Source organism: Streptomyces sp. NPDC026062 (genome assembly GCF_055568375.1).
In genome coordinates this window covers 86,449-111,081 of record NZ_JBVHOQ010000022.1, presented here as the reverse complement: position 1 = coordinate 111,081, position 24,633 = coordinate 86,449, and the positions used below count along the sequence as shown (strand labels likewise).

At 71.9% G+C, this 24,633-nt stretch carries 28 protein-coding genes and 1 pseudogene; 22 read left to right on the top strand and 7 right to left on the bottom strand.

Annotation, left to right across the window (positions count from 1 at the left end; all coding sequences use genetic code 11):
• The first annotated feature begins 29 nt into the window (after positions 1–29).
• The 5 genes from ACZ4LX_RS21215 to ACZ4LX_RS21195 all read left to right on the top strand — a co-directional run bounded on the left by ACZ4LX_RS21215 (position 30) and on the right by ACZ4LX_RS21195 (position 3,898).
• On the top strand, positions 30–416 hold the full coding sequence (locus ACZ4LX_RS21215; RefSeq protein ID WP_467646850.1) for a DUF488 domain-containing protein: 387 nt from the start codon (positions 30–32) through the stop codon (positions 414–416).
• 82 nt (positions 417–498) lie between these two features.
• Positions 499–1,668, top strand: a complete 1,170-nt coding sequence (gene alr / locus ACZ4LX_RS21210) for an alanine racemase (RefSeq protein ID WP_467646847.1) — start codon at positions 499–501, stop codon at positions 1,666–1,668.
• Positions 1,669–1,797: 129 nt separating this feature from the next.
• Positions 1,798–3,054, top strand: a complete 1,257-nt coding sequence (locus ACZ4LX_RS21205) for an alpha/beta fold hydrolase (protein WP_467646843.1) — start codon at positions 1,798–1,800, stop codon at positions 3,052–3,054.
• Entirely contained in the window at positions 3,023–3,583 is a 561-nt protein-coding gene (gene tsaE, locus ACZ4LX_RS21200) for a tRNA (adenosine(37)-N6)-threonylcarbamoyltransferase complex ATPase subunit type 1 TsaE (RefSeq protein ID WP_467646839.1), read from the top strand. The genes ACZ4LX_RS21205 and tsaE overlap by 32 nt, the downstream gene beginning before the upstream one ends.
• A 138-nt stretch (positions 3,584–3,721) precedes the next feature.
• The gene (locus tag ACZ4LX_RS21195) at positions 3,722–3,898 is read left to right on the top strand and encodes a hypothetical protein (protein ID WP_467646836.1); all 177 of its coding nucleotides are present in this window, start codon (positions 3,722–3,724) and stop codon (positions 3,896–3,898) included.
• 222 nt (positions 3,899–4,120) lie between these two features.
• On the opposite strand, the gene ACZ4LX_RS21190 is transcribed toward ACZ4LX_RS21195, so the two are convergent.
• The gene (locus ACZ4LX_RS21190; RefSeq protein WP_467646952.1) at positions 4,121–4,660 is read right to left on the bottom strand and encodes a hypothetical protein; all 540 of its coding nucleotides are present in this window, start codon (positions 4,658–4,660) and stop codon (positions 4,121–4,123) included.
• A 192-nt stretch (positions 4,661–4,852) separates the two neighbouring features.
• Here ACZ4LX_RS21190 and tsaB point away from each other — a divergent pair, with 192 nt between their 5' ends.
• The 8 genes and pseudogenes from tsaB (at position 4,853) to ACZ4LX_RS21150 (ending at position 9,306) form a co-directional block, all read left to right on the top strand.
• Positions 4,853–5,500 carry a tRNA (adenosine(37)-N6)-threonylcarbamoyltransferase complex dimerization subunit type 1 TsaB gene (gene tsaB / locus ACZ4LX_RS21185; RefSeq protein ID WP_467646949.1) on the top strand — a complete coding sequence of 216 codons (648 nt, stop codon included), beginning with the start codon at positions 4,853–4,855 and terminating at the stop codon, positions 5,498–5,500.
• A complete protein-coding gene (gene rimI / locus ACZ4LX_RS21180) occupies positions 5,497–6,030 on the top strand; it encodes a ribosomal protein S18-alanine N-acetyltransferase (RefSeq protein WP_467646833.1) in 534 nt (177 codons plus the stop codon). Before tsaB ends, rimI begins: the two co-directional genes overlap by 4 nt.
• Positions 6,030–7,133, top strand: coding sequence for a tRNA (adenosine(37)-N6)-threonylcarbamoyltransferase complex transferase subunit TsaD (gene tsaD / locus ACZ4LX_RS21175; protein WP_467646831.1), 1,104 nt, complete (start codon positions 6,030–6,032; stop codon positions 7,131–7,133). Before rimI ends, tsaD begins: the two co-directional genes overlap by 1 nt.
• Positions 7,130–7,408 (top strand): hypothetical protein, encoded by a 279-nt coding sequence (locus ACZ4LX_RS21170; RefSeq protein WP_467646828.1) that lies wholly within the window; start codon positions 7,130–7,132, stop codon positions 7,406–7,408. Before tsaD ends, ACZ4LX_RS21170 begins: the two co-directional genes overlap by 4 nt.
• A gap of 23 nt (positions 7,409–7,431) precedes the next feature.
• A pseudogene (locus ACZ4LX_RS21165) lies at positions 7,432–7,635 on the top strand (RNA polymerase subunit sigma-24); the annotation flags it as partial.
• A 63-nt stretch (positions 7,636–7,698) separates the two neighbouring features.
• On the top strand, positions 7,699–8,169 hold the full coding sequence (locus ACZ4LX_RS21160) for a VOC family protein (RefSeq protein ID WP_467646826.1): 471 nt from the start codon (positions 7,699–7,701) through the stop codon (positions 8,167–8,169).
• Between the two features lie 53 nt (positions 8,170–8,222).
• Positions 8,223–8,888 (top strand): hypothetical protein, encoded by a 666-nt coding sequence (locus ACZ4LX_RS21155; protein ID WP_467646823.1) that lies wholly within the window; start codon positions 8,223–8,225, stop codon positions 8,886–8,888.
• A gap of 52 nt (positions 8,889–8,940) precedes the next feature.
• On the top strand, positions 8,941–9,306 hold the full coding sequence (locus tag ACZ4LX_RS21150; RefSeq protein ID WP_467646819.1) for a hypothetical protein: 366 nt from the start codon (positions 8,941–8,943) through the stop codon (positions 9,304–9,306).
• A gap of 10 nt (positions 9,307–9,316) precedes the next feature.
• Here ACZ4LX_RS21150 and ACZ4LX_RS21145 read toward each other — a convergent pair whose 3' ends face one another.
• A complete protein-coding gene (locus ACZ4LX_RS21145) occupies positions 9,317–10,564 on the bottom strand; it encodes a class I SAM-dependent methyltransferase (protein ID WP_467646946.1) in 1,248 nt (415 codons plus the stop codon).
• A gap of 130 nt (positions 10,565–10,694) precedes the next feature.
• Here ACZ4LX_RS21145 and ACZ4LX_RS21140 point away from each other — a divergent pair, with 130 nt between their 5' ends.
• The 4 genes from ACZ4LX_RS21140 (at position 10,695) to groL (ending at position 14,296) form a co-directional block, all read left to right on the top strand.
• Positions 10,695–11,678 carry a polysaccharide deacetylase family protein gene (locus ACZ4LX_RS21140; RefSeq protein WP_467646816.1) on the top strand — a complete coding sequence of 328 codons (984 nt, stop codon included), beginning with the start codon at positions 10,695–10,697 and terminating at the stop codon, positions 11,676–11,678.
• Positions 11,675–11,998, top strand: a complete 324-nt coding sequence (locus ACZ4LX_RS21135; RefSeq protein ID WP_467646812.1) for a hypothetical protein — start codon at positions 11,675–11,677, stop codon at positions 11,996–11,998. Before ACZ4LX_RS21140 ends, ACZ4LX_RS21135 begins: the two co-directional genes overlap by 4 nt.
• Before the next feature lie 264 nt (positions 11,999–12,262).
• A complete protein-coding gene (groES, locus tag ACZ4LX_RS21130) occupies positions 12,263–12,571 on the top strand; it encodes a co-chaperone GroES (protein WP_024490209.1) in 309 nt (102 codons plus the stop codon).
• A gap of 102 nt (positions 12,572–12,673) precedes the next feature.
• A complete protein-coding gene (gene groL / locus ACZ4LX_RS21125; protein ID WP_467646809.1) occupies positions 12,674–14,296 on the top strand; it encodes a chaperonin GroEL in 1,623 nt (540 codons plus the stop codon).
• Between the two features lie 129 nt (positions 14,297–14,425).
• On the opposite strand, the gene ACZ4LX_RS21120 is transcribed toward groL, so the two are convergent.
• On the bottom strand, positions 14,426–15,199 hold the full coding sequence (locus ACZ4LX_RS21120) for an SDR family NAD(P)-dependent oxidoreductase (RefSeq protein WP_467646806.1): 774 nt from the start codon (positions 15,197–15,199) through the stop codon (positions 14,426–14,428).
• 168 nt (positions 15,200–15,367) lie between these two features.
• Positions 15,368–16,039 carry an MOSC domain-containing protein gene (locus ACZ4LX_RS21115; RefSeq protein ID WP_467646941.1) on the bottom strand — a complete coding sequence of 224 codons (672 nt, stop codon included), beginning with the start codon at positions 16,037–16,039 and terminating at the stop codon, positions 15,368–15,370.
• Positions 16,040–16,130: 91 nt separating this feature from the next.
• Here ACZ4LX_RS21115 and ACZ4LX_RS21110 point away from each other — a divergent pair, with 91 nt between their 5' ends.
• Positions 16,131–17,021, top strand: a complete 891-nt coding sequence (locus ACZ4LX_RS21110; protein ID WP_467646803.1) for a LysR family transcriptional regulator — start codon at positions 16,131–16,133, stop codon at positions 17,019–17,021.
• 141 nt (positions 17,022–17,162) lie between these two features.
• On the opposite strand, the gene ACZ4LX_RS21105 is transcribed toward ACZ4LX_RS21110, so the two are convergent.
• Positions 17,163–17,489 (bottom strand): WhiB family transcriptional regulator, encoded by a 327-nt coding sequence (locus tag ACZ4LX_RS21105; protein ID WP_018550557.1) that lies wholly within the window; start codon positions 17,487–17,489, stop codon positions 17,163–17,165.
• Positions 17,490–17,900: 411 nt separating this feature from the next.
• On the opposite strand from ACZ4LX_RS21105, the gene ACZ4LX_RS21100 reads away from it, so the two are divergent.
• From ACZ4LX_RS21100 to ACZ4LX_RS21085, 4 genes are all read left to right on the top strand, one after another.
• Positions 17,901–18,512 (top strand): response regulator transcription factor, encoded by a 612-nt coding sequence (locus tag ACZ4LX_RS21100; protein WP_003948568.1) that lies wholly within the window; start codon positions 17,901–17,903, stop codon positions 18,510–18,512.
• A 323-nt stretch (positions 18,513–18,835) separates the two neighbouring features.
• On the top strand, positions 18,836–19,411 hold the full coding sequence (locus ACZ4LX_RS21095; protein ID WP_018101160.1) for a sigma-70 family RNA polymerase sigma factor: 576 nt from the start codon (positions 18,836–18,838) through the stop codon (positions 19,409–19,411).
• 137 nt (positions 19,412–19,548) lie between these two features.
• A complete protein-coding gene (gene guaB / locus ACZ4LX_RS21090; protein WP_467646796.1) occupies positions 19,549–21,051 on the top strand; it encodes an IMP dehydrogenase in 1,503 nt (500 codons plus the stop codon).
• 105 nt (positions 21,052–21,156) lie between these two features.
• The gene (locus ACZ4LX_RS21085; protein WP_007453079.1) at positions 21,157–22,281 is read left to right on the top strand and encodes a GuaB3 family IMP dehydrogenase-related protein; all 1,125 of its coding nucleotides are present in this window, start codon (positions 21,157–21,159) and stop codon (positions 22,279–22,281) included.
• 82 nt (positions 22,282–22,363) lie between these two features.
• Here ACZ4LX_RS21085 and ACZ4LX_RS21080 read toward each other — a convergent pair whose 3' ends face one another.
• Positions 22,364–22,927, bottom strand: coding sequence for a hypothetical protein (locus ACZ4LX_RS21080; protein WP_467646790.1), 564 nt, complete (start codon positions 22,925–22,927; stop codon positions 22,364–22,366).
• Between the two features lie 117 nt (positions 22,928–23,044).
• A complete protein-coding gene (locus ACZ4LX_RS21075) occupies positions 23,045–24,307 on the bottom strand; it encodes a nucleotide sugar dehydrogenase (protein ID WP_467646786.1) in 1,263 nt (420 codons plus the stop codon).
• Positions 24,308–24,633: the final 326 nt, after the last annotated feature.

Sequence of the window (24,633 nt, the reverse complement as noted above, 5' to 3'; positions counted from 1 at the left end):
CCGTTGGGAGCGGCGAGAGGGGAATGCCAGTGACCGCCAGCAGCGAACTGCGCGTACGCAGGGTGTACGACCCCCAGGAGGACGGCGACGGCACCCGCGTCCTCGTCGACCGGCTGTGGCCGCGCGGCGTCTCCAAGGACCGGGCCGCGATCGACCGCTGGCTCAAGGACGTCACCCCGTCGGACGAACTGCGCTCCTGGTACCACGAGGACCGTTCCGGGGCCCGGTACGACGCCTTCGTGGACCGCTACCGCGCCGAGCTCGCCGACCCCGTGCACACGGCGGCCGTGGACGCCCTGACGGCGCTCGTCCGGGAGGGCGGTCCGGTGACACTGGTCACGGCGGTCAAGGACGTTCCGCACAGCCACGTCCCGGTCCTTGTCGACCATGTGGAACACGAGTTGCGCCACCACTGACGTGCGCGTCCGCCCGCGCCCCGCGCCCTGCCCCGGCCGCCGACCGGGGGCCCCGCCGTACGCCAGTGAGACACTGGGCGCGATGAACGAGACAGCGTCCTTGAGAGCCCGTGCCGAGATCGACCTCGCCGCACTCCGCGCCAATGTGCGCGTGCTGCGGGACCGGGCGTCCGGGGCGCAACTCATGGCCGTGGTCAAATCCGACGCCTACGGGCACGGCGCGGAGCGCTGCGCCCGCGCCGCGCTCGAAGCCGGCGCGACCTGGCTGGGCACCGCCACCCCGCACGAGGCGCTGGCCCTGCGCGCGGCCGGTGTCGGAGGCCGGGTGATGTGCTGGCTGTGGACGCCGGGCGGGCCCTGGCGCGAGGCGATCGAGGCCGACATCGACGTGTCGGTGAGCGGCCTGTGGGCCCTGCGTGAGGTCACCGCGGCGGCGACGGAGGCGGGCCGGCCCGCCAGGGTCCAGCTGAAGGCCGACACCGGCCTCGGCCGCAACGGCTGCCAGCCCGCCGACTGGCCCGCGCTGGTCGCCGCCGCCCGTACGGCCGAGCAGGCGGGCACCCTCCGCGTCACCGGCCTCTGGTCGCACTTCGCCTGCGCGGACGAGCCGGGGCACCCCTCCATCACCGCGCAGCTCGACACGTTCCGCGACATGGTGGCGTACGCGGAGAAGGCCGGAGTCGAGCCCGAGGTGCGGCACATCGCGAACTCCCCGGCGACGCTGACGGTCCCCGAGTCGCACTTCGACCTGGTGCGGACCGGGATCGCCATGTACGGCATCTCGCCCAGCCCCGAGCTCGGCACCCCGGCGGACTTCGGACTGCGTCCGGTGATGACGCTCGCCGCCTCCCTCGCCCTGGTCAAGCGGGTGCCGGCCGGTCACGGCATCAGCTACGGGCACCACTACACGACGGTCGCCGATTCCACGCTCGGCCTGGTTCCGCTGGGGTACGCGGACGGCATCCCGCGCCATGCGTCGGGCCGCGGCCCGGTCCTGGTCGGCGGTGTCCGGCGGACGATCGCGGGCCGGGTGGCGATGGACCAGTTCGTCGTCGACCTCCACGGGGACGAGCCCGCGGTGGGCAGCGACGCCGTGCTGTTCGGCCCGGGGGACCGGGGCGAGCCGAGCGCGGAGGACTGGGCGCAGGCGGCCGGCACGATCGCGTACGAGATCGTCACCCGCATCAGCGGCAGAGTGCCGCGCGTCTACCGGGACGACGAAACGCCGGAGGGCCCCTCGGCCGGGTCCTGACCGAACAGGCGCCCCTGACCAGGCACGATCTGAGACACCGGGGGCGGCCGGAGGAGATCGCGGGAGACCGGGGACGGCCGTCGGACCCGACCCGACGGACACGACACGACCGACGAGGAGCGCGGCACGGTGAGCGAGATCAGCGCGGGGGACGCGGTGGTGACGGCCGCTTCGGCGGCCGGCTGGCGCCGGGCGGGGATCGCCGGGGCCGCCATAGGCGTGATCGCGGCGGGCGCGGCGGCCGGGGTCGCGGTCGAGCGGCTGACGGTCGGCCGGGGGACGCGCAAGCGGGCCAGGCTGGCCCTGGACGCCACCGGACCGTACGGCTCGCTGCGCGGGCTGCCGGGCCGGGCGACAGCGGACGACGGCACCGAGCTGTACTACGAGATCGACGAGGCCGAGCCGGGCGGCGGCGGTGGTACGGGCGGCGCACCCGCCCCCGGTGCGGCCGCCGCCGGTCCCCGCAGGCGCCGTCTCTTCGGGCGCAAGGCCCCCGCCCCGGTGACGGTCGTCTTCAGTCACGGGTACTGCCTCAGCCAGGACTCCTGGCACTTCCAGCGGGCGGCCCTGCGCGGCATCGTGCGCACCGTCCACTGGGACCAGCGCAGCCACGGCCGCTCCGAGCGCGGCCGGGCGCAGGCGCAGGGTGTCCACGTCGGCATCGACCAGCTCGGCCGCGACCTCAAGGCCGTGATCGACGCAGCGGCCCCGGAGGGGCCCGTGGTGCTGGTGGGGCACTCCATGGGCGGCATGACGATCATGGCGCTGGCCGACCAGTACCCGGCCCTGATGCGGGACCGGGTCGCCGCCGTCGCCTTCGTGGGCACGTCGAGCGGGAAGCTCGGCGAGGTCAGCTTCGGGCTGCCGGTGGCGGGTGTGAACGCGGTACGGCGGGTGCTGCCCGGTGTGCTGAAGGCGCTCGGCTCGCAGGCGGAGCTGGTGGAACGGGGGAGGCGGGCGACCGCGGACCTGTTCGCCGGCCTGATCAAGCGGTACTCGTTCGGCTCACGGGATGTGGACCCGGCGGTCGAGCGGTTCGCCGAACGGCTCATCGAGTCCACGCCCATCGATGTCGTCGCGGAGTTCTACCCGGCCTTCGCCGAGCACGACAAGAGCAACGCGCTGCCGCTGTTCCGGGACGTCCCGGTGCTGGTCCTGGCGGGCGACAAGGACCTGGTGACGCCCAGCTCGCACAGCGAGGCGATCGCCGACCAGCTGCCCGACGCGGAACTCGTGATCGTCCCGGACGCCGGTCACCTGGTGATGCTGGAGCACCCGGAGACGGTGACGGACCGGCTGGCGGACCTGCTGGTGCGGGCCGGCGCGGTGCCGGAATCCTCTAACGTTGGCGGGCATGGAAGCACCGCACAGCAGCCCGGCGGCTGAGCCCGCCGGATCCCCCGCGCACGACACCGTCACGGTGACGCTGGCCGTCGAATCACCCGAACAGATGCAGGCCCTGGGCCGCCGGATCTCCGGCGTCCTGCGCCCCGGCGACCTGGTGATGCTCACCGGCGAACTCGGCGCGGGGAAGACGACCCTGACCCGCGGTCTCGGCGAGGGCCTGGGGGTGCGCGGCGCCGTCACGTCCCCCACCTTCGTGATCGCCCGCGTCCACCCCCCGCTCGGTGACGGCCCCGCGCTGGTCCATGTCGACGCGTACCGCCTGGGCGGCGGGCTCGACGAGATGGAGGACCTGGACCTCGACGTCTCGCTGCCCGACTCGGTGGTCGTCGTCGAGTGGGGCGACGGCAAGGTGGAGGAGCTTTCCGAGGACCGGCTCCAGGTGCTGATCGACCGCGCGGTCGGCGACACGGACGACGAGCGGCGCGAGGTCAGGCTCGTGGGCGTCGGCACGCGGTGGGCGGGGCTGCGGAACGACTCCTGGGACCCGTGGGACGTCGCCGGCGCCTGAGGCGAGCCCGCCCCGGCCCGTTTCCGACATGGTGTCGGTAAATTGTTGCGCGGGGCGGTGCGGCCGTGGTGACATGGAGGGCGAGAGCAGGTTAGGTCTGCCTAACCGTGCCTTCCATCGGAGCCCGAGGAGGCGTCCATGCCGACATCCGAGCGTGACGTGCAGCCGCCGCGGGCGGTATCGATGAGAGAGCTGCTGGCCGCGGGGGCGGCGGCCGACGCGGTCTCCACCCCACCGCCGAGCCCGAGCGCGCGACCGCAGGTCGCGGCACCCGTGCCGCGCGAGGGCGCCGGAGCGGACACGAAGCGGCCCTGAGCAGCCGCGCGGACGCGTCGGGTGGGGCCTCTCGCGCGACGCGTCCGGAGGCGGGTCTTTGGTCCGGATCGCGGCCGGAGCGTCGGAGCCGGGGCGAGGGCCGGAGCGGCGAGGGCTGGAGCGCGGCCGGCGCCGGCGCAGGGGCCGGACCACGTTCGGCCCGTGCAGCAGGCGCGCGGGCGCGGGGCCCGCGTGACGGATGCCCGCGCCCAGGTCCTCCGGCTAGGGGACGACGTTGACCTTCACGCCCACCGTGGCGAACGTCCACACCGCGTTGCCGTCCGCGCGGGACATGCGTACGCCGCCCGCCTTCAGGTTGGGGTCCGGGCTCTCCATCGAGCCGTCCTGCGCGGCGCTGAAGCCGATGGCCACGTCGTCGGCCGTCGCGAACCGCACCACGTGCTCGATCGGCACCCCGTCGGAGCCCGTGACGCTGCCGGAGCGCGAGCTCACCCGGTAGGTGCCCGGCAGCGGGCTCACCGCGCTCGGCATCACCTTGAAGGTCCGGGACGACTTGTTCTGCGCGTCCACCAGCCACACCCGGCGGTCACCCAGCGCGTACACCACGCGCACGCCCGTGCCGGACGCGGCGGGAACCGCGAGCACGTCCTTCTTCGGCTTCGGCTCGGCGGGCTCGTTCTTCGCCGGTGCGCTGGCGGACGCCTTCGGCGTGGCGGCGGTGCTGTCGGGGGCGTTCGCCGATGCCTGGTAGGCCAGGACGCCGACCACGACCACGGCTGCGGCGGTGAGCGCGGCCACCATTCCCGAGCTGCCCCTAGCCACCGTTCGCGCCTCTTTCGCCGTTGCGGTCCGTCGTATGTCGTACAAGCGTTTACACGTACTCCGCGTATACCCGGTGACGGTAGCACCGGAGCACCCCCGCACCGGGACGCCGTACGGGGAGCGGTGCCGCCCCCGGCGGAGCCGTAGGCTGTTTGCGTGCTCTTGCTCGCTATGGATACCGCCACCCCCGCCGTCACCGTCGCCCTGCACGACGGGACCCGCGTCGTCGCCGAGTCCGGTCAGGTCGACGCCCGAAGGCACGGGGAGCTGCTGCTGCCCGCCGTCGACCGGGTCCTCGCCGAAGCCGGTGTGAAACTCGACGCGGTGACGGAGGTGGCCGTGGGCGTCGGCCCCGGCCCGTACACCGGGCTGCGGGTCGGCCTTGTGACGGCCGCGACGTTCGGCTCGGCGCTGTCCGTGCCGGTGCACGGGCTGTGCACCCTGGACGCCCTCGCGTACGCCGCGGGGCAGGCCGGGACGGAGGGGCCGTTCGCCGTCGCCACGGACGCCCGCCGCAAGGAGGTGTACTGGGCGCGGTACGAGGACCCCCGCACCCGGACCGGTGAACCCGCCGTCGACCGGCCCGCCGACATCGCCGAGCGGCTCGCGGGCCTCCCCGTCGCCGGGGCGGGCGCGGTGCTCTACCCCGACGCGTTCCCCGTCGCGCGCGGCCCCGAGCACGTCGCCGCCGGCGCGCTGGCCTCCCTCGCCGCCGAACGCCTCGCCTCCGGCGGCGAGCTGCTGCCGCCGCAGCCGCTCTACCTGCGCAGGCCCGACGCGCAGGTCCCGAAGAACTACAAGGTGGTCACCCCGAAGTGACCGCCACGACCGCAGTGCTGCGCGAGATGCGCTGGTGGGACATCGACCCGGTGCTCGACCTGGAGCACGAGCTGTTCCCGGACGACGCCTGGTCGGCCGGGATGTTCTGGTCCGAGCTGGCGCACGCCCGCGGACCGCGCGCCACCCGCCGCTATGTGGTCGCCGAGGACCCGGTGACCGGCCGGATCGTCGGATACGCGGGCCTCGCCGCGGCCGGCGACCTCGCGGACGTACAGACGATCGCCGTCTCCCGGAGCCAGTGGGGCGGCGGACTCGGCTCCGAGCTCCTGAGCGACCTGCTGAAGCACGCCACGGCCTTCGAGTGCGCCGAGGTGCTGCTGGAGGTACGCGTCGACAACACCCGGGCGCAGAAGCTGTACGAGCGCTTCGGCTTCGAACCGATCGGCTTCCGCCGGGGCTACTACCAGCCCGGAAACATCGACGCACTCGTCATGCGCCTCCATGTACACGAGGACGTACACGAGGACGTACCGGGGCATGTACACGTACAGGAAACAGAGACTGACTGATGGCTGACGAACCGCTCGTACTCGGCATCGAGACCTCCTGCGACGAGACCGGCGTCGGCATCGTCCGGGGGACGACGCTGCTCGCCGACGCCGTCGCGTCCAGCGTCGACACGCACGCCCGCTTCGGCGGCGTCGTCCCCGAGATCGCCTCCCGCGCGCATCTGGAGGCGATGGTCCCCACGATCGAGCGCGCCCTGAAGGAGGCCGGTGTCACCGGCCGCGACCTCGACGGCATCTCCGTCACCGCGGGTCCCGGCCTCGCCGGCGCGCTGCTCGTGGGTGTCTCGGCGGCGAAGGCCTACGCGTACGCGCTGAACAAGCCGCTGTACGGCGTGAACCACCTCGCCTCGCACATCTGCGTCGACCAGCTGGAGCACGGCCCGCTGCCCGAGCCGACGATGGCACTGCTGGTCAGCGGCGGGCACTCCTCGCTGCTGCTGGCGCCCGACATCACCAACGACGTGCGGCCGCTCGGCGCGACCATCGACGACGCCGCCGGCGAGGCCTTCGACAAGATCGCCCGGGTGCTCCAGCTCGGCTTCCCCGGCGGCCCGGTCATCGACCGCCTGGCGAGGGAGGGCGACCCGAAGGCCATCGCGTTCCCGCGCGGTCTGACCGGCTCGCGCGACCCCGCGTACGACTTCTCCTTCTCCGGCCTGAAGACCTCCGTGGCCCGCTGGATCGAGGCGAAGCGCGCGGCCGGCGAGGAGGTGCCGGTACGGGACGTCGCGGCGTCCTTCCAGGAGGCCGTGGTCGATGTGCTCACCCGGAAGGCCGTCCGCGCCTGCAAGGACGAGGGCGTCGACCACCTGATGATCGGCGGCGGTGTCGCGGCCAACTCACGGCTGCGGGCGCTCGCCCAGGAGCGCTGCGAGCGGGCCGGGATCCGGCTGCGCGTGCCCCGGCCCGGACTGTGCACCGACAACGGGGCGATGGTCGCCGCGCTGGGCGCGGAGATGGTGGCCCGCAACCGGCCCTCCTCCGACCTGGAGCTGTCGGCCGACTCCTCGCTGCCCGTCACCGAGCCCCACGTACCGGGCGCCGACCACGTCCACACGCACGACCATGTGCACGAGATCAGCAAGGACAACCTGTACTCATGAGCGGCACCACCGTCGCGCTGATGTGGGAGGCGCGGGCCACCGAGGGCCGGGGCGCGGAACTGCTGGAATGGGCCCGCGCCCGCGCGGGCGAGCTGGCGCGGCCCCCGCTGCGCAGCGAACTGCTGTGCGCCCCCCAGGACCGTGTCCTGGTCATGACCTGGTGGCAGGGCGGCTACGGCGACGAGCTGCCGGAGCTGCCCGAGCCGGACGCGGCCCTCGTCACCCGGCCGGTGCACCGCTGGCGGTTCGAGTCGCTGGGGCCGGCCGACCGCTGAGGTTCCCGGCCCTCGCGCCGAGGGGTCCGGCCGCCGGTCTCGTCCTGGTCGACGCCCTGGCCGCAGGCCCGGCGCTCAAGGGCTGCCACTTGCCGCCGAGCGTCCGCGGGGATCTGCTGGAGCGGATGGGGCGTACGGACGAGGCACGCGCCGAGTTCGTACGGGCTGCGGCGCTGACCCGCAACGAGCGGGAACGGGAGCTGCTCCTGGGCCGGGCCGGCCGATGAGTTCCGGGCCTGCCACCGGTCTGCCCCGCACGGCATTCCGCACCACCGAGTGAGGAGAGGACCATGCAGAAGGTCACCACGTTCCTGTGGTTCGACAACAACCAGGCCGAGGCGGCGGCGGACCACTACATCTCCGTCATCGGCGGCGATTCGCGCGTCCTGGACGTGACCCGCTGGACCGCGGCGTCACCGGGCGACGAGGGCGCGGTGATGACGGTCCGCTTCCAGCTGGAGGGCGCCGAGTACATCGCGTTCAACGGCGGCCCCGAGTTCCCCTTCAGCGAGGCCGTCTCCCTCTCCGTCGAATGCGACTCGCAGGAGGAGGCGGACCGGCTGTGGGGCGAGCTCACGGCGGACGGCGGACAGGAGAGCCAGTGCGGCTGGCTCAAGGACAGGTTCGGCGTCTCGTGGCAGATCGTCCCGCCCGGTCTCGGTGAGGTCCTGACCGACCCGGATCCGGACAAGGCGGCCCGTGCCATGAAGGCGATGCTCGGTATGAGGCGTCTCGACATCGAGGCCCTGCGCGACGCCTGACAGGTGATCACTCGGGCACTCGGCGGTGCCCGGCGCTGGGTAGGGTCTGGCCCATGTCCCCTCGCCCAGCGCTGCCGCCGCCCCCGCCGCCCGTGGAGATACGTTCCTGGCCCGACCGGGGCGCGCTGCTCGCCGACCGGGCCTTCGTCCTCGGCGCGCTGGTGAGGACGCACCTGGGACCCGGACGGCTCGGGCTGCTGTGGCTGTGGGGCGCGCTCGGCGCACTCGGCTGGGCACTGATCGGCACGGCGTTCCTCACCTTCGAGGAGTCGTACGACGTCATCAGCGCCGCCATCGGCCTGATCATGCTGGTCATGGGCGTCTGCTGTCTGCTGACGGCCGTCATCTTCGTCGTCGTCGGTCTGCGCCGGGACCGGGTGGTACGCCGACTGCTCACCCAGTGGGGCGCGTTGGAGCGTGATCCGGCGGGCGACAGCGCGCTGCGGCTGCCCGGTGCGAGCCTGGCCTGGCTGCTGAGCTCCTTCACGCTCTGCGCGTTCGGGCTGTACGCCTGCTTCGCCGTGCCCGCGGGCGCCGTCCGAGGTGATGACACCTACGGCCTGATGGCCCTGATCATGGGCCTCGGGTTCATCGGCTGGCTCATCGGCCTGATCGGCGTCACCAAGGCCTTCTGGCACCGGCGTTGGATCCTCGGGACGCTGGCCGGTGCGGCCGCGCCCGGGCCGTTCGTCTCCTCCGGCGGCGGCGCCCACCGCTGACCCCGGCCCTATCCTTGGGGCGTACACGGGCGACTTGGGGGAGGGCGTTTCCATGGACTGGTACTGGTGGGTGCTCATCATCTTCTGGACGGGCGGTTTCGGCTGGGTGGCCGACAACGTCCGTACGGCGCTGCGCGACCGGCACGCCCGCAGGATGGAACTGCTGGAGGCGGGGAAGCAGGAGCGGCTGGCCTTGGAGGCGGCGAACCGGCCGCCCGAGCCGGTCTGCGGCTGCACGCACCACCTCGCCAAGCATGACAAGCGGGGCGGGTGCCACGAGCGGGTCGAGGTGCCGACCGCGTGGGACGAGCAGAAGAAGCCGGTGCGTTTCGAGCCGGGACGGTGCAACTGCCAGCAGTACGTGGGTCCGCAGCCGCTCTCGCAGGTGTACGCGGAGGACCTGACCGACCTCGCGTAGCGCCTGTCCGTCAGCCGAGGCCGGCCTCCGGGCCGGTCACGGGACGGCCGACCAGCATCGTCGGCACGTCCGCGACCCGGGTCAGGAAGACGGTCGCCGCGTTCGGGCCCCGGAGCTTCATCTTCCTTCGCAGTTCCTCCGGTTCGACCGCCGAGCCGCGCTTCTTGACGGTGAGGACGCCGACCTCCCGCTCCCGCAGCAGCGCCTTCAGCCGCTTCATGTTGAAGGGCAGCTGATCGGTGATCTCGTAGCCGGCGGTGTACGGGGACTCGTACAGCTCGTCGCTCGTGACGTACGCGATCATCTCGTCGAACAGCCGGCCGTGGCACCGCTCCACGATGCCGGCGACCAGATGCGCCCGGATCACGGCACCGTCCGGCTCGTACAGATAACGGCCCACCGGGCCGACCGGCGGGGCGGGCAGCGCGGCCGGAGCGGACAGGGTGGCGCCCGACGGGAGCAGGGTCGCGCGGTAGGAGCCCGCCTCGAAGCCATCGCCGAACCAGAGCACCGCCTCCTTCACATCGCCGCCGTCCGAGATCCACTCGGCCTCCGCCTGCGGCCCGATCGCCTCGTGCGGCACCCCCGGGGCGATCTTCAGCGCGGCCCTGGGTGCCTTCAGCGCGGCCTCGGTCGCCCAGGAAAGGGGCGGGGAGTACGCCTCGGGGTCGAAGATCCGGCCGCGTCCGCCCCGGCGGGCCGGGTCGACGAAGACCGCGTCGTAGGGCGAGGTGTCGATCTCCGTGACGTCGGCGCACCGCACCTCGATCAGCGCGTCCAGGCCGAGCGCGGTGGCGTTGGAGCGGGCCACCTCGGCGGTCAGCGGGTCGCGGTCCACGGCGAGGACGGAGATCCCGGCCCTGGCCAGCGCGATCGCGTCGCCGCCGATCCCGCAGCAGAGGTCGGCGACGCTGCGCACCCCGGCGTCCGCGAACCTGCGGGCGCGGTAGCCGGCCACCGAGGTGCGGGTCGCCTGCTCGACGCCGTCCGGCGTGAAGAACATCCGGTGCGCGTCCTCGGTGCCGAACTTCGCCACCGCCCGCTGCCGCAGCCGGGCCTGCCCGAGCGCCGCCGAGACGAGGGCGGCCGGGTGGCTGCGGCGCAGCCGGGTGGCGGTGGCCAGTTCGGTGGCGGGGTCGTACGACCGCAGCCCGGCCAGCAGCCCGGCGCCCTCGGGGGCGCGCAGGGCCAGGAAGGCGGCGACGGGGTCGGGGGCGTCGGACGGGCCGGTCGGGGCGAGAGCGTTCACCCGCCCCATTGTGGGCCAGTCGGCTGCGCGCCAGCCGGGCGGACCGTGCGGGGCGGGCGCTGTGTCGGCCCGGACACCCGGTACGGGGCTGGCAGGATGCGGCGCCATGCAGCCAGTACGACAAAAGGAAGAATTCGTCATGAAGTGGCGCGAACCAGGTGCGGTGTCGGGTGGGCAGAGGGGCGGGAGGCGCGGCCCCGGGCATCTGCGGCGCAGGCCGGGTTACGCGGTCCTCGCCGCACTCCTGGTCGCCGCCGTCGGCTCGGGCTGCGCGGCCGGGACCGGGGACCGGGCCGCGACCGACCCGGTACGTGAGGCGGCGGACCGGGCCGCGCCGGCAGGCGGTGCCCCGGCGGGAGCGGCGGGCTCCGCCGCCGCGCGGGCGGAGAAGGCGCGCCTCGCCCAGGCCGCACGGGCCGTCGCCGCGAAGAAGTGGGGCCTGGCGAGCACCCCGCTGACCCCGCCGGTGCCGCCCGCCGCGAAACCGCGCCTCACCACCCGCGAGGGCTTCGAGGTCGAGGGCGGCGACGCGTCGCTGCCGCCGGTCTTCACCACGGTCCCCACCAAGGAGAAGATCGTCTTCCTGACGATGGACGACGGGGACGACAAGGACCCCGAGCTGCTGCGGATGATGTCGGAGCTGAACATCCCGTACAGCGCCTTCCTCAGCGACTACCTGGTGCGCGACGACTACGCGTACTTCAAGGACGCCCAGGCCCGGGGCGTCGTCATCGGCAACCACACACTGAACCACCGCTACCTGCCCGGACTCTCCCCTGCCGAGCAGAAGCGGGAGATCTGCGACCAGCAGGACATCCTGGAGAAGCAGTACGGCGAGCGCCCCCGGCTCTTCCGGCCGCCGTACGGCAACTACAACGGCGACACCCTGCGGATCGCCAAGTCCTGCGGCGTCACGGCCGTGCCGCTCTGGGCCGCGGAGGCGTTCCCCGACCACATGGAGTGGCGGGAGGAGGACCAGGACCTGCACCCCGGCGACATCATCCTCACGCACTTCCGGGGCAAGAAGGACTGGAAGGGCAGCATGCCCGACCTGATCCGGTCCGTCATGAAGGTCGTCACGGACAAGGGATACGCGGTGGCACGGCTGGAGGACTACGTATGAGCAGGGCGCACCGGCTGCTGGCCGGACTGCTGACCGCCGGTGCGCTCCTGACCGCCACCACCGGCTGCGCGCAGTCGGTGGACCCGATCGAGCGGCTGGGCCGGAAGGCGGCGCAGCGGGTGCATCCGTCACCGAGGGCCCCCGGCGTGCGGCCCGCCGAGGTGCGCGGTGATCACGGGGCGCCGGGGGCGATGGTCGTCGTCGCCTGCGGCCGCCTGGTGGCCGGGGGAGCCAGAGTGCGGACGCCGGTGCGGTGGTGGCCGGGGCGGCCGGGGCCGCGCGACCGGGCGGTCGCCGACGCGGGGTGCCGGCGCACCTGACCTGCGGAACGGTTCGGGGGCTTGCGGCGTTCTCCCGGAACCGGCGCCGGTCCCGTGGTGGACGCCTGTCCGCCACGAGGGGCGTGAATTGGCACTCCGCTTGACCGAGTGCTAATCGCGGCCATAGTCTCAGTGTTGGCACTCCCCACTGGAGAGTGCCAGCAGTACTGTGCGACCGGCAGGTCCGGCACCCGCGACGACGGGCCCATCTGGTCGCCACCCCAAGACTGATAACCCCGTGAGATCTCCGAAGGGGGAGACCGGATCGTGTCGACCAGCACCAAGGTTGCGATCAAGCCGCTCGAGGACCGCATTGTGGTCCAGCCGCTCGACGCCGAGCAGACCACGGCCTCCGGCCTGGTCATTCCGGACACTGCCAAGGAGAAGCCCCAGGAGGGCGTCGTCCTGGCCGTGGGCCCGGGCCGCTTCGAGAACGGCGAGCGCCTTCCGCTCGACGTCAAGACCGGCGATGTCGTGCTGTACAGCAAGTACGGCGGCACCGAGGTGAAGTACAACGGCGAGGAGTACCTCGTCCTCTCGGCTCGCGACGTGCTCGCGATCATCGAGAAGTAATTCACTCAACGTTTGCTTCTGTTCTGCGCCCCTGGTCCCCTGCGAGATAACTAGCCGGGCGGCAGGGGCGCAGTTCTTGTTTTGAGAGGACAGTTCAGCTCCATGGCGAAGATCCTGAAGTTCGACGAGGACGCCCGTCGCGCCCTCGAGCGCGGCGTCAACAAGCTTGCCGACACGGTGAAGGTGACGATCGGCCCCAAGGGCCGCAACGTCGTCATCGACAAGAAGTTCGGTGCGCCCACCATCACCAACGACGGTGTCACCATCGCGCGCGAGGTCGAGCTGGACGACCCGTACGAGAACCTCGGTGCCCAGCTGGTGAAGGAGGTGGCGACCAAGACCAACGACGTAGCGGGTGACGGTACGACCACCGCCACCGTCCTGGCCCAGGCGCTCGTCCGCGAGGGTCTGCGCAACGTGGCCGCGGGCGCGTCCCCGGCCGCCCTGAAGAAGGGCATCGACGCCGCGGTCAAGGCCGTGTCCGAGGAGCTCCTCGCGACCGCCCGTCCGATCGAGGACAAGTCCGACATCGGCGCCGTGGCCGCGCTCTCCGCGCAGGACGCCCAGGTCGGCGAGCTCATCGCGGACGCGATGGACAAGGTCGGCAAGGACGGTGTCATCACCGTCGAGGAGTCCAACACCTTCGGTCTGGACCTTGAGTTCACCGAGGGCATGGCCTTCGACAAGGGCTACCTGTCCCCGTACATGGTGACCGACCAGGAGCGTATGGAGGCCGTCCTCGACGACCCGTACATCCTGGTCCACCAGGGCAAGATCGGCTCGATCCAGGAGCTGCTGCCGCTCCTGGAGAAGGTCATCCAGGCCAACGCCTCCAAGCCGCTGCTGATCATCGCCGAGGACGTCGAGGGCGAGGCCCTGTCGACCCTGCTCGTCAACAAGATCCGCGGCATCTTCAACGCCGTCGCGGTGAAGGCCCCCGGCTTCGGCGACCGCCGCAAGGCCATGCTCGGCGACATCGCCACCCTCACCGGTGCGACCGTCATCGCCGAGGAGGTCGGCCTCAAGCTCGACCAGGCCGGTCTGGACGTGCTGGGCACCGCCCGCCGCGTGACCGTCTCCAAGGACGACACCACCATCGTCGACGGTGGCGGCAAGTCCGACGAGGTCGCCGGCCGCGTCAAGCAGATCAAGGCCGAGATCGAGTCCACGGACTCCGACTGGGACCGCGAGAAGCTCCAGGAGCGCCTGGCGAAGCTGGCCGGCGGTGTCTGCGTGATCCGCGTCGGTGCGGCCACCGAGGTGGAGCTCAAGGAGAAGAAGCACCGTCTGGAGGACGCCATCTCCGCGACCCGCGCCGCGGTCGAGGAGGGCATCGTCTCCGGTGGTGGCTCCGCTCTCGTCCACGCCGTCAAGGTCCTCGAAGGCAACCTCGGCAAGACCGGCGACGAGGCCACCGGTGTCGCGGTCGTGCGCCGCGCCGCCGTCGAGCCGCTCCGCTGGATCGCCGAGAACGCGGGCCTCGAGGGCTACGTCATCACCTCGAAGGTCTCCGAGCTCGACAAGGGCCAGGGCTTCAACGCCGCGACCGGCGAGTACGGCGACCTGGTGAAGGCCGGCGTCATCGACCCGGTCAAGGTCACCCGCTCCGCGCTGGAGAACGCCGCGTCCATCGCGTCGCTGCTGCTCACGACCGAGACCCTGGTCGTCGAGAAGCCGGCCGAGGAAGAGGCCGAGGCCGGTCACGGCCACGGTCACTCGCACTAGCGTGTAGCCGCCCGCTCAAGCGGTGAGGCCCGGCACCCCCCCCAGGGGGTGCCGGGCCTCACCGCTTGAGCGGGCGGCTCACCTGACGGCCGGGCGCGGTGCGACGGGCTCACCCCCGCGCCGGGCCGCTCACTGGGGTCCGTACTTGCGGCCCGTCCTGGAGGTGACCCCGCCCAGCAGCCCGCGCGGCGTCACCTTCACCAGCCCCATCAGCGCCTTGTACCGGGGGTCCGGCACCGAGACCGACTTGCCGCGCGCCAGGTCCGCCAGGGCCGAGGCCACCAGCTTGTCGGCGTCGAGCCACATCCAGCCCGGGATGTTGCCGGTGCCCATTCCGGCCCGCTCATGGAACTCCGTCCGTACGAAGCCGGGGCAGAGCGCCATCATCCGCACCCCGGAACCGGCCAGGTCCTTCGCCGCGCCCTGGGTGAACTGCACGACCCACGCCTTGGACGCCCCGTACGTGCCGCGCGGCACGAACGCCGCCACCGAGGCCACGTTCACGACGCCGCCCCTGCCCCGCTCCTTCATGCCCGCGGCGGCAGCGGAGGTCAGCCGCAGGACCGCCTCGCAGTGCACCTTCAGCATCGCCAGCTCATCGGCCATGGGGACATCGAGAAAATGGCCCTTGTTGCCGAACCCGGCGTTGTTGACCAGCAGATCGACCGACTGCTTCCGGTCGGACAGCCGCGCCTCGACCGCGGCGATCCCGTCGTCCCGGGACAGGTCGGCCGTCAGCACCTCGGCCTCGATGCCGTGCCGGTCGTGCAGTTCGGTGGCCTGGTCCCGCAGCCGGTCGGTGTCGCGGGCCACCAGCACGAGGTTGTGCCCCTCGGCCGCGAGCCGCCGCGCGAAGGCGGCCCCGATGCCCGCGGTCGCGCCCGTAATCAGTGCAGTCGTCATACGCGGCACGTTAGTGCCCCGTGTGACCGCTGGGACGACCCGCCCGCTGTCCCGGCTCCACGACCACGAACTGCCCCTGGCCTGACGGTTCCCTCAGTGCCCGTCAGATGGACGAGGGCCGGACAGCCTCCGCGCGGCCGGGGCGCGAGCCGTCTGTCTGCCGGGGCGTCAGGACGAGGCGGGCTTCTCCTCGTACGCGCGTACCTTCCGCAGCGTCTCCGGGTGCAGTGCGTCACCGGCCGGCAGGAGCAGCGGCAGCAGTTCGCGCTGTGTCGTCACGGCCCTGAACTGCATCTCCACCGTCACTTCGTGGTCCGGGCGGTGCACGATCTCGACCGGGTCGCCGGCCCGGACGGCGCCCGGAGTGATCACCCGCAGGTACGCACCCGGGGCCGCCGCCTGCGTGAACCGCTTGACCCAGTGCGCCTCGTCGAGGTGGCGCGCGAACGTACGGCAGGGGATCCGGCCGGAGGTCACCTCCAGGACCAGTGCGGCGCCGACGCGCCAGCGCTCGCCGATCAGCGCACCGCTGACCGCCACTCCGGCCGTGGTCAGGTTCTCGCCGAACGAGCCGTTGGGCAGCGGACGTCCCAGCTCCCGTTCCCACGCGTCGAGCTCCTCGCGGGCGAAGGCGTAGACGGCCTGGTGCGAGCCGCCGTGGTGGCGGAGGTCGCAGACCGTGTCCCCGGCGAGGCCGCTGCCGCCCTGGCCCTTGGGACCGGGGTCGCTGACCTGTACGAGTCCCTGGACGGGGCGCTTGTCGATCCCGGTCACGCTGCCCGGGGTATCGGTGTAGGGCACTTCTGTGGGAGGTCCAGCATTCACGGTGAGCACAGTCATCGCAGTCATACCTGAACGCTAAGGGCTGCCCCGGCTCAAAGTCACACGCGATTAATTCGCGAGCAGCCCAAGAATTTCTTATGGTTGAGGGGTGATCGAAGCCCGTCATCTCCGAGTCCTGCGCGCCGTGGCCGGCACCGGCTCCTTCTCCGCCGCCGCCCGCGAGCTGGGCTGCACCCAGCCCGCCGTGAGCCAGCAGATGAAGGCGCTGGAGTCCTCCGCGGGCACCACGCTGCTCATCCGCACCGGACGCGAGATGCGGCTGACACAGGCCGGCGAGGCGCTCGTACGCCATGCCTCCGGGATCCTTGCCGGGCTCACCGCCGCCGAGGAGGAGGTCGCCGCGATCGCCGGACTGCGGGCCGGCCGGGTCCGGCTCGTCTCCTTCCCCAGCGGCAGCTCCACCCTGGTCCCGGGCGCCCTCGCGGCACTCCGGGCCGCTCATCCCGGCACCAGGGTCTCCCTGGTCGAGGCCGAGCCGCCCCGCTCGGTGGAGATGCTGCGCGACGGCGACTGCGACATCGCGCTGGCCTTCCGGTACGGCGCACCGGGAGCCGAGTGGGACGACCTCGTGGTGCGCCCGCTGCTGACCGACCGGCTGATCGGCCTGGTCCCCGAGGGGCACGTGCTCGCGGAGCGGGCCGAGGTGGGCATCGGGGAACTCGCCGGCGAACCGTGGATCGCCGGCTGCCCGCGCTGCCGCCGACAGCTGGTGGAGGTCTGCGAGGCGTCCGGCTTCACCCCGCGGATCGACTTCGCGACGGACGACTACCCGGCGGTGATCGGCCTGGTCGGCGCGGGTCTCGGCGTCGCCGTCCTGCCGGCGCTGGCGATCGAGTCGGTACGTCCCAGGGGCGCTCGGACCGTCAGCGTGGAGCCGGCCATCGAGCGCGAGATCGTCGCGCTGACCCTGCCCGACCTGGCGCAGGTCCCGGCGGTGGCGGCCACCCTGGACCAGCTGTCACTGGCGGCCGCACGCTGAGCGGCCACCGCGGGCCCACAGGCCCGTGCGCGGGGAGCCGTGCGCCCTCGGGGCGGTGAAGCGTGCCCCTGCCACGACGGAGGGGCCGTGCGCTCCGGCCTGATTGAAGAATCGTTTCTGCCTTTACGGGAAGCGGGGGGCTCAGCCGTGTCCTGGCGGCGATGACGGTGCTGCCGCACTGATCAGCCGGTTCCTGGCCCGGCCCATGAGCTCCTCGCGCTCGTCCTCGGTCAGCCCTCCCCACACCCCGTAGGGCTCACGTACCGCCAGCGCGTGCGCCGCACACTCGGCACGTACCGGGCATCGCATGCAGACCTCTTTCGCGGAGGTCTCGCGGGCGCTTCTGGCGGCTCCGCGTTCCCCCTCGGGGTGGAAGAACAGTGAGCTGTCGACCCCTCGGCAGGCCGCCAGCAGCTGCCAGTCCCACAGATCGGCGTTGGGTCCGGGAAGGCGGGAGAAATCTGCCATTGCTTGTCCCCTCGAAACCATGCTGAGTCGGAAACGTCGTGGTCGTCCGGCGTACCGTGCCCATGACCGTACATCTACGGTGCTAGTAGATGTAAATATGACTGATTGCGAATCTAGTCACAGACACCAGCAAAAGGGAAGAAAATCCGCTAAATGGGGCATAAGAACCTGGAAAGGTTCGATTGACGGCTGAACGACCCCGTGGTGCTCTCCTCCGTGCGCACCCCCTCACGTACAGTGCCGAACCCGGGCGTTCGGCCCGTAACTCTTTCGAGTGACCATCGTTGAGAGTGCGGAAGTGGTTGACAGGGAAAGCGATCGGGCAAGTGTCCGAGAGCGTCAACCGCGCAGGTGACGACTTGTAACAGCCTGGAGGCTCAAGGTGACGCGCATCAGCTGGGGAGGGCGGTCATGACATCCGTTCTCGTCTGCGACGATTCCCCGCTTGCCCGAGAAGCGCTCCGTCGCGCGGTCGCGACCGTGCCCGGCGTGGAGCGTGTGACGACTGCGGCCAACGGGGAGGAAGTCCTCCGCCGCTGGGGTGCCGACCGTTCGGATCTGATTCTCATGGACGTACGCATGCCCGGTCTGGGGGGAGTGGAGACCGTTCGCCGGCTGCTCTCCGCCGACCCCGGGGCGCGGATCATCATGCTGACCGTCGCCGAGGACCTGGACGGTGTCGCCCTCGCGGTCGCCGCCGGGGCCCGCGGGTATCTGCACAAGGACGCCTCCCGGGCGGAGCTCCGGGCGACCGTCACCCAGGCACTGGCCGATCCGACGTGGCGGCTCGCCCCGCGTCGGCTCCGGTCGGCCGAGATGGGTGCGGCACCCACGCTCACGGCCCGGGAGATCCAGGTGCTCGAAGGGATGAGCCACGGCCGTTCCAACGCGGAGATCGGCCGTGAGCTGTTCCTCTCCGAGGACACGGTCAAGACGCACGCCCGGCGGCTCTTCAAGAAGCTCGGTGCCTCGGACCGCGCGCACGCGGTGGCGCTCGGCTTCCGCTGGGGGCTGGTCCGCTGAAGGGCGGCCCCGACCGGCCGCCGACACCCACCCCCGTCCGCTCGCGGGCGGACGGGGCGACCCCGGGCGAGGGGTGCGGAGCGGGGCCGGGTCCCCGGACGCGCCCCGCTCGAACCCCGCCCGTGCAGCCCGCCGCCCCGGCGGCATGTGACGCTTCCCGGCCAATGACGCATCCTTGAGGCGTGGAGTTCCTCGGGAACGATTCGGTCGAGCGGAAGGGGAGGGCGCAGGACATGACTTCCGGCGCACCCGCTCATAACGCTTCGGTGCACAACTACGGACGCGATGCCACGGATGACGCGGCACCGGGGCACGATGGTTCGATGCGCGACGACGGAACGACGGTGATCGGTGCCCTGGTGCATCGCGCCGTCGAGGGCGACGCGCAGGCCACCCATGACCTGCTGGCTCATGTCCACCCCCTCGCGCTGCGTTACTGCAGGTCCCGGCTGAACCGGCTGCCCGGTGACGCCCGTCACTTCGTGGAGGACCTGGCGCAGGAGGTCTGCGTCGCGGTGCTGATGGCGCTGCCGCGCTACAAGGACACCGGCAGGCCGTTCGAGGCCTTCGTCTTCGCCATCGCCGGTCACAAGGTGGCCGACCTCCAGCGGGCCGCGATGCGGCACCCGGGGTCGACCGCCGTGCCCTCCGACGAGATGCCGGAGCGGCCCGACGATTCGCTCGGGCCCGAGGAGCGGGCGCTCCTCAGCAGCGACGCCGCCTGGGCCAAGAAACTTCTCGCCAATCTTCCGGAGAACCAGCGCGAGCTGCTGGTGCTGCGGGTCGCCGTCGGGCTCACCGCCGAGGAGACCGGACAGATGCTCGGCATGTCGCCGGGTGCCGTCCGGGTCGCCCAGCACCGCGCCCTGAGCCGGCTGCGGGCCCTCGCGGAACAGTGAACCGGGCCTGCGGTGTCCCGGCGGAGCCCCGTAGGAAGCTACAGAACCTCCCGGTGATCTTGCTCATGGAATGAGACACCCCCGGAGGCCGTTAGCATGGACATCCGCACCGATCAAGGCCATTTGGGGAAGGTGTCATGACTGCAAACGTCGACGGAGTGCCCGAGAAATTCGCGACACTCGGGCTGACATACGACGACGTGCTGCTGCTGCCGGGCGCATCCGAAGTGCTCCCCAACGCGGTCGACACCTCGACGCTCATCTCGCGCAACGTACGGGTGAACATCCCGCTGCTCTCCGCGGCCATGGACAAGGTGACCGAGGCGCGCATGGCCATCGCCATGGCCCGGCAGGGCGGCGTCGGTGTGCTGCACCGCAATCTCTCGGTCGAGGACCAGGTCAACCAGGTCGACCTGGTGAAGCGGTCCGAGTCCGGCATGGTCACCGACCCGATCACGGTGGGCCCGGACGCGACGCTCGGCGAGGCCGACGCCCTCTGCGCCAAGTTCCGCATCAGCGGCGTCCCGGTCACCGACCCGGCGGGCAAGCTGCTCGGCATCGTCACCAACCGCGACATGGCCTTCGAGTCGGACCGCTCGCGCCAGGTGCGCGAGGTCATGACGCCGATGCCGCTGGTCACCGGCCGGGTCGGCATCTCCGGCGTGGACGCCATGGAGCTGCTGCGCCGCCACAAGATCGAGAAGCTTCCGCTGGTCGACGAGGCGGGCATCCTCAAGGGCCTCATCACGGTCAAGGACTTCAAGAAGGCCGAGCAGTACCCCAACGCGGCGAAGGACGCCGAGGGCCGCCTGCTCGTCGGCGCGGCCGTCGGCGCCAGCCCGGAGGCGCTGGACCGCGCCCAGGCGCTGGCCGGGGCCGGGGTGGACTTCCTGATCGTCGACACCTCGCACGGCCACAACAGCAACGCCCTCAACTGGATGGCGAAGATCAAGTCGGCCGTGAACGTCGACGTCATCGGCGGCAACGTCGCGACCCGCGACGGCGCCCAGGCCCTGATCGACGCCGGTGTCGACGGCGTCAAGGTCGGTGTCGGCCCCGGTTCGATCTGCACCACCCGTGTGGTCGCCGGTATCGGCGTCCCGCAGGTCACCGCGATCTACGAGGCCGCGCTGGCCGCCCGTGCGGCGGGCGTCCCGGTCATCGGCGACGGCGGCCTCCAGTACTCCGGCGACATCGGCAAGGCGCTCGCCGCCGGTGCCGACAGTGTGATGCTGGGCTCCCTGCTGGCCGGCTGCGAGGAGTCGCCCGGCGAGCTCCTCTTCATCAACGGCAAGCAGTTCAAGTCGTACCGGGGCATGGGCTCGCTGGGCGCGATGCAGTCCCGCGGCCAGGGCCGCTCGTACTCGAAGGACCGCTACTTCCAGGCCGAGGTCTCCTCCGACGACAAGCTCGTCCCCGAGGGCATCGAGGGCCAGGTGCCCTACCGCGGCCCGCTGGCCAATGTGCTGCACCAGCTCGTCGGCGGTCTCCGTCAGACGATGGGCTACGTGGGCGCGGCCTCCGTCGACGAGATGGAGAGCAAGGGCCGCTTCGTACGGATCACGTCCGCGGGCCTCAAGGAGAGCCACCCGCACGACATCCAGATGACGGTCGAGGCACCGAACTACAGCAGGAAGTAGTACAGCGACGCAGGTGAGGGGCGGTCCGGGGTTCCCGGAACCGCCCCTCACTCGTGTGTCGGGGATACTGGACAGCGCAGACGTAGAGGGAAAGGCCACACCATCGTGACTGAGATCGAGATCGGGCGCGGCAAGCGCGGCCGCCGGGCATACGCATTCGACGACATCGCCGTCGTCCCGAGCCGCCGGACCCGCGACCCGAAGGAGGTCTCGATCGCCTGGCAGATCGACGCCTACCGCTTCGAGCTGCCGTTCCTGGCCGCTCCCATGGACTCCGTCGTCTCCCCGCAGCACGCCATCCGGATCGGTGAGCTCGGCGGTCTCGGCGTGCTCAACCTGGAAGGCCTGTGGACCCGGCACGCCGACCCGCAGCCGCTGCTCGACGAGATCGCCGAGATGCCGGTCGAGTCCGCGACCCGGCGGCTCCAGGAGATCTACTCCGCCCCCATCCAGGAGGAGCTGATCGGGCAGCGCATCAAGGAGGTGCGCGACTCAGGTGTCGTCACCGCCGCCGCGCTCTCCCCGCAGCGCACCGCCCAGTTCTCCAAGGCCGTCGTGGACGCGGGCGTGGACATCTTCGTCATCCGCGGTACGACGGTCTCCGCCGAGCACGTCTCGGGTGCGGCCGAGCCGCTCAACCTGAAGCAGTTCATCTACGAACTGGACGTCCCGGTGATCGTCGGCGGCTGTGCCACGTACACCGCGGCCCTGCACCTGATGCGTACGGGCGCGGCCGGTGTCCTCGTCGGCTTCGGCGGCGGCGCCGCGCACACCACGCGCAACGTCTTCGGCATCCAGGTCCCGATGGCGACCGCGGTCGCCGATGTGGCCGGTGCCCGCCGTGACTACATGGACGAGTCCGGCGGCCGGTACGTGCACGTGATCGCGGACGGCGGCGTCGGCTGGTCCGGCGACCTGCCCAAGGCCATCGCCTGCGGTGCGGACGCCGTGATGATGGGCTCCCCGCTCGCCCGCGCGACGGACGCGCCGGGCCGGGGCCGCCACTGGGGCATGGAGGCCGTCCACGAGGACGTGCCGCGCGGCAAGCTGGTCGACCTGGGCTCCGTCGGCACGACGGAGGAGGTCCTGACCGGTCCTTCGCACACCCCCGACGGTTCGATGAACATCTTCGGCGCGCTGCGCCGGGCGATGGCGACGACGGGGTACAGCGACCTCAAGGAGTTCCAGCGCGTCGAGGTCACGGTGGCGGACTCGCAGCACCGGCGCTGAGTGCGCGGAACATGACGGGAGGGCCCGGACCGCGGCTGCGCGCAGCCGCGGTCCGGGCCCTCCCGTGTGGTTCGGGCCCCGGCTACGAAGCCTTCTTCGCGCCGCCGATCGCGCCGACCGCACCGATCACGAGGAACAGGTACGTCTTGAAGTCGGCCGCTTCCTTCCACGCGTCGGTGAGGTCGCCGAAGTGGTTGAAGAAGATGCTGGACGCCGACTGGTCGGCCAGGTCGGACAGGGCGATCGACACGCCCAGGATCTGGCCGAGGTAGACCGCGACGATCGAGAGGAGCGCGCTGACGACGGGCAGCACCGGGCTCGGACCGCCGACCTTGCTCGCCGCGAAGCCGACGAGGAAGCCGACGCCGACGGCGATGTAGCCGATCTCCCGCTCGATCGAGCCGGCGATGAGGCCGTAGAGGAACGCCCCCACGAGTGCCGCGGCCACGGCCGTCAGCAGTCCGAGACCCACGTTGTCGCGCGCGGGCGCGGGCGGGGCGAACGGGGCGCCGCCACCGAACGGGGCACCGCCGGGCTGCTGGCCGGGGAACGGGGCGCCGGGCTGAGGCTGGCCGGGCTGGGCCCCGTACGGGTTGCCGGGCTGGGCGTCGTACGGCTGGTTCGGCGGTGGTACGGGCGTGCTCATGGTGGGTTCCCCCTGGGACGTGTACGCACGAGTGTGCGATGAGTGACGCCGCAGGCTAGCAGTCGGTTCCGACATCGGCCCACCGGAATCCTTGGGGGGACTGAGCGGGGAGCGGTTTCAGAGCCGGTGCGCGGCCCCCGCCGGGGTGGCGCCCCGGGTGTCGAGGAGGAGCTGCGCCTTCACCGCCAGGCCCTGGAGGTCGTAGGTGCGGTGGTGCTGGAGCAGCACCGTCAGGTCGGCGCTGGAGGCCGCCTCGTACAGCGAATCGGCCCGGGGGACGGGGAGTTCGCGTACGCGCCAGTCCAGTACGTGCGGATCGTGGTAGCCGATCTGGGCGCCCATGTCCATCAGCCGGGTGGCGATCTCGCGGGCGGGGGAGGCCTCCTGGTCGGCGAGGTCCGGCTTGTAGGTGACACCGAGGAGGAGGATCCGGGCGCCTCGGACGGATTTTCCGTGCTCGTTGAGGAGGGTGGCGCAGCGCTGGATCACGTACTGCGGCATCCGGTCGTTGATCTCCTGCGCGAGGGAGACCATGCGCAGGGGGTGGCCGGGGGTGCGGCTGTTGTACGGGAGGTAGCCCGGGTCGACCGGGGCGCCGTGGCCGCCGACACCGGGGCCGGGGCGGAAGGGCTGGAAGCCGAAGGGCTTGGTCTCGGCGCACCGGATGACGTCCCACAGGTCGACGCCGAGATCGTGGCAGAGCACGGCCATCTCGTTGACCAGGGCGATGTTGACGTGCCGGAAGTTGGTCTCCAGGACCTTCGTCATCTCGGCCTCGCGCGGGCCGCGGGCGCGGACGACCTTGTCGGTGAGCCGGCTGTAGAAGGCGGCGGCCGACTCGGTGCAGGCGGGGGTGAGGCCGCCGATGACCTTGGGGGTGTTGGCGTAGACGTGGGCGCGGTTGCCGGGGTCGAGGCGGCTGGGGGAGTGGGCGAGGTGGAAGTCGCGTCCGCCGCGCAGCCCGGAGCCCTCTTCGAGGAGGGGCAGCAGGAAGTTCTCGGTGGTGCCGGGGTGGACGGACGATTCCAGCAGCACGGTGGTGTGCGGGCGCAGCCGGGCGGCCAGCGCGCGGGCCGCGTCGCCCACGCCGGTGAGGTCGAGGGTGCGGTCGGGGCCCAGGGGGGTGGGCGCGCAGATCACGGCGGTACGGACCCGGCCCAGCTCGGCCTGGTTGGTGGTGGGGCGGAAGCCTCTGGAGAGCATGCGGCGGATGTCGGACGCGGTGAGCGATCCCTCGACGGGTGTGCGGCCGGCGGAGAGTTCCGCGAAGGCCCGGGGATCCGTGTCGTAGCCGACGGTCTGGATCCCGGCGGCGACGGCGGCCTGGGCGAGGGGCAGGCCGAGGTGCCCGAGTCCGATGACGGCGAGGTCTGCAGGCACGTGGGTGGCCGTCCTTCCCTAAGACCGACCGGCACATGACGGGTGGCGTCGCGGGGCCGGGTGTGCGCGTCCGCGGCGTTGCCGACGGTCACCGTGGCTCCGCCATGGCTCGGTCCTCCGCCTTGCAGCCGCACGCACCCGGTTCCGCTCCTCCTTTCACCCCGCATGTGCCGGTCGGTCAACGGCCATGAGGAGAGAAAGCGCAACTGCTGGGGACAGCGCAATGTCAGACTAGGCGTAAATATGACCTATATGTCGCATTGTCCGGGCCTCGTCGTCCGGGTGTTGTCCACAGGCGGTGGCTGAAGTCGCCGAGCGCGGACAGA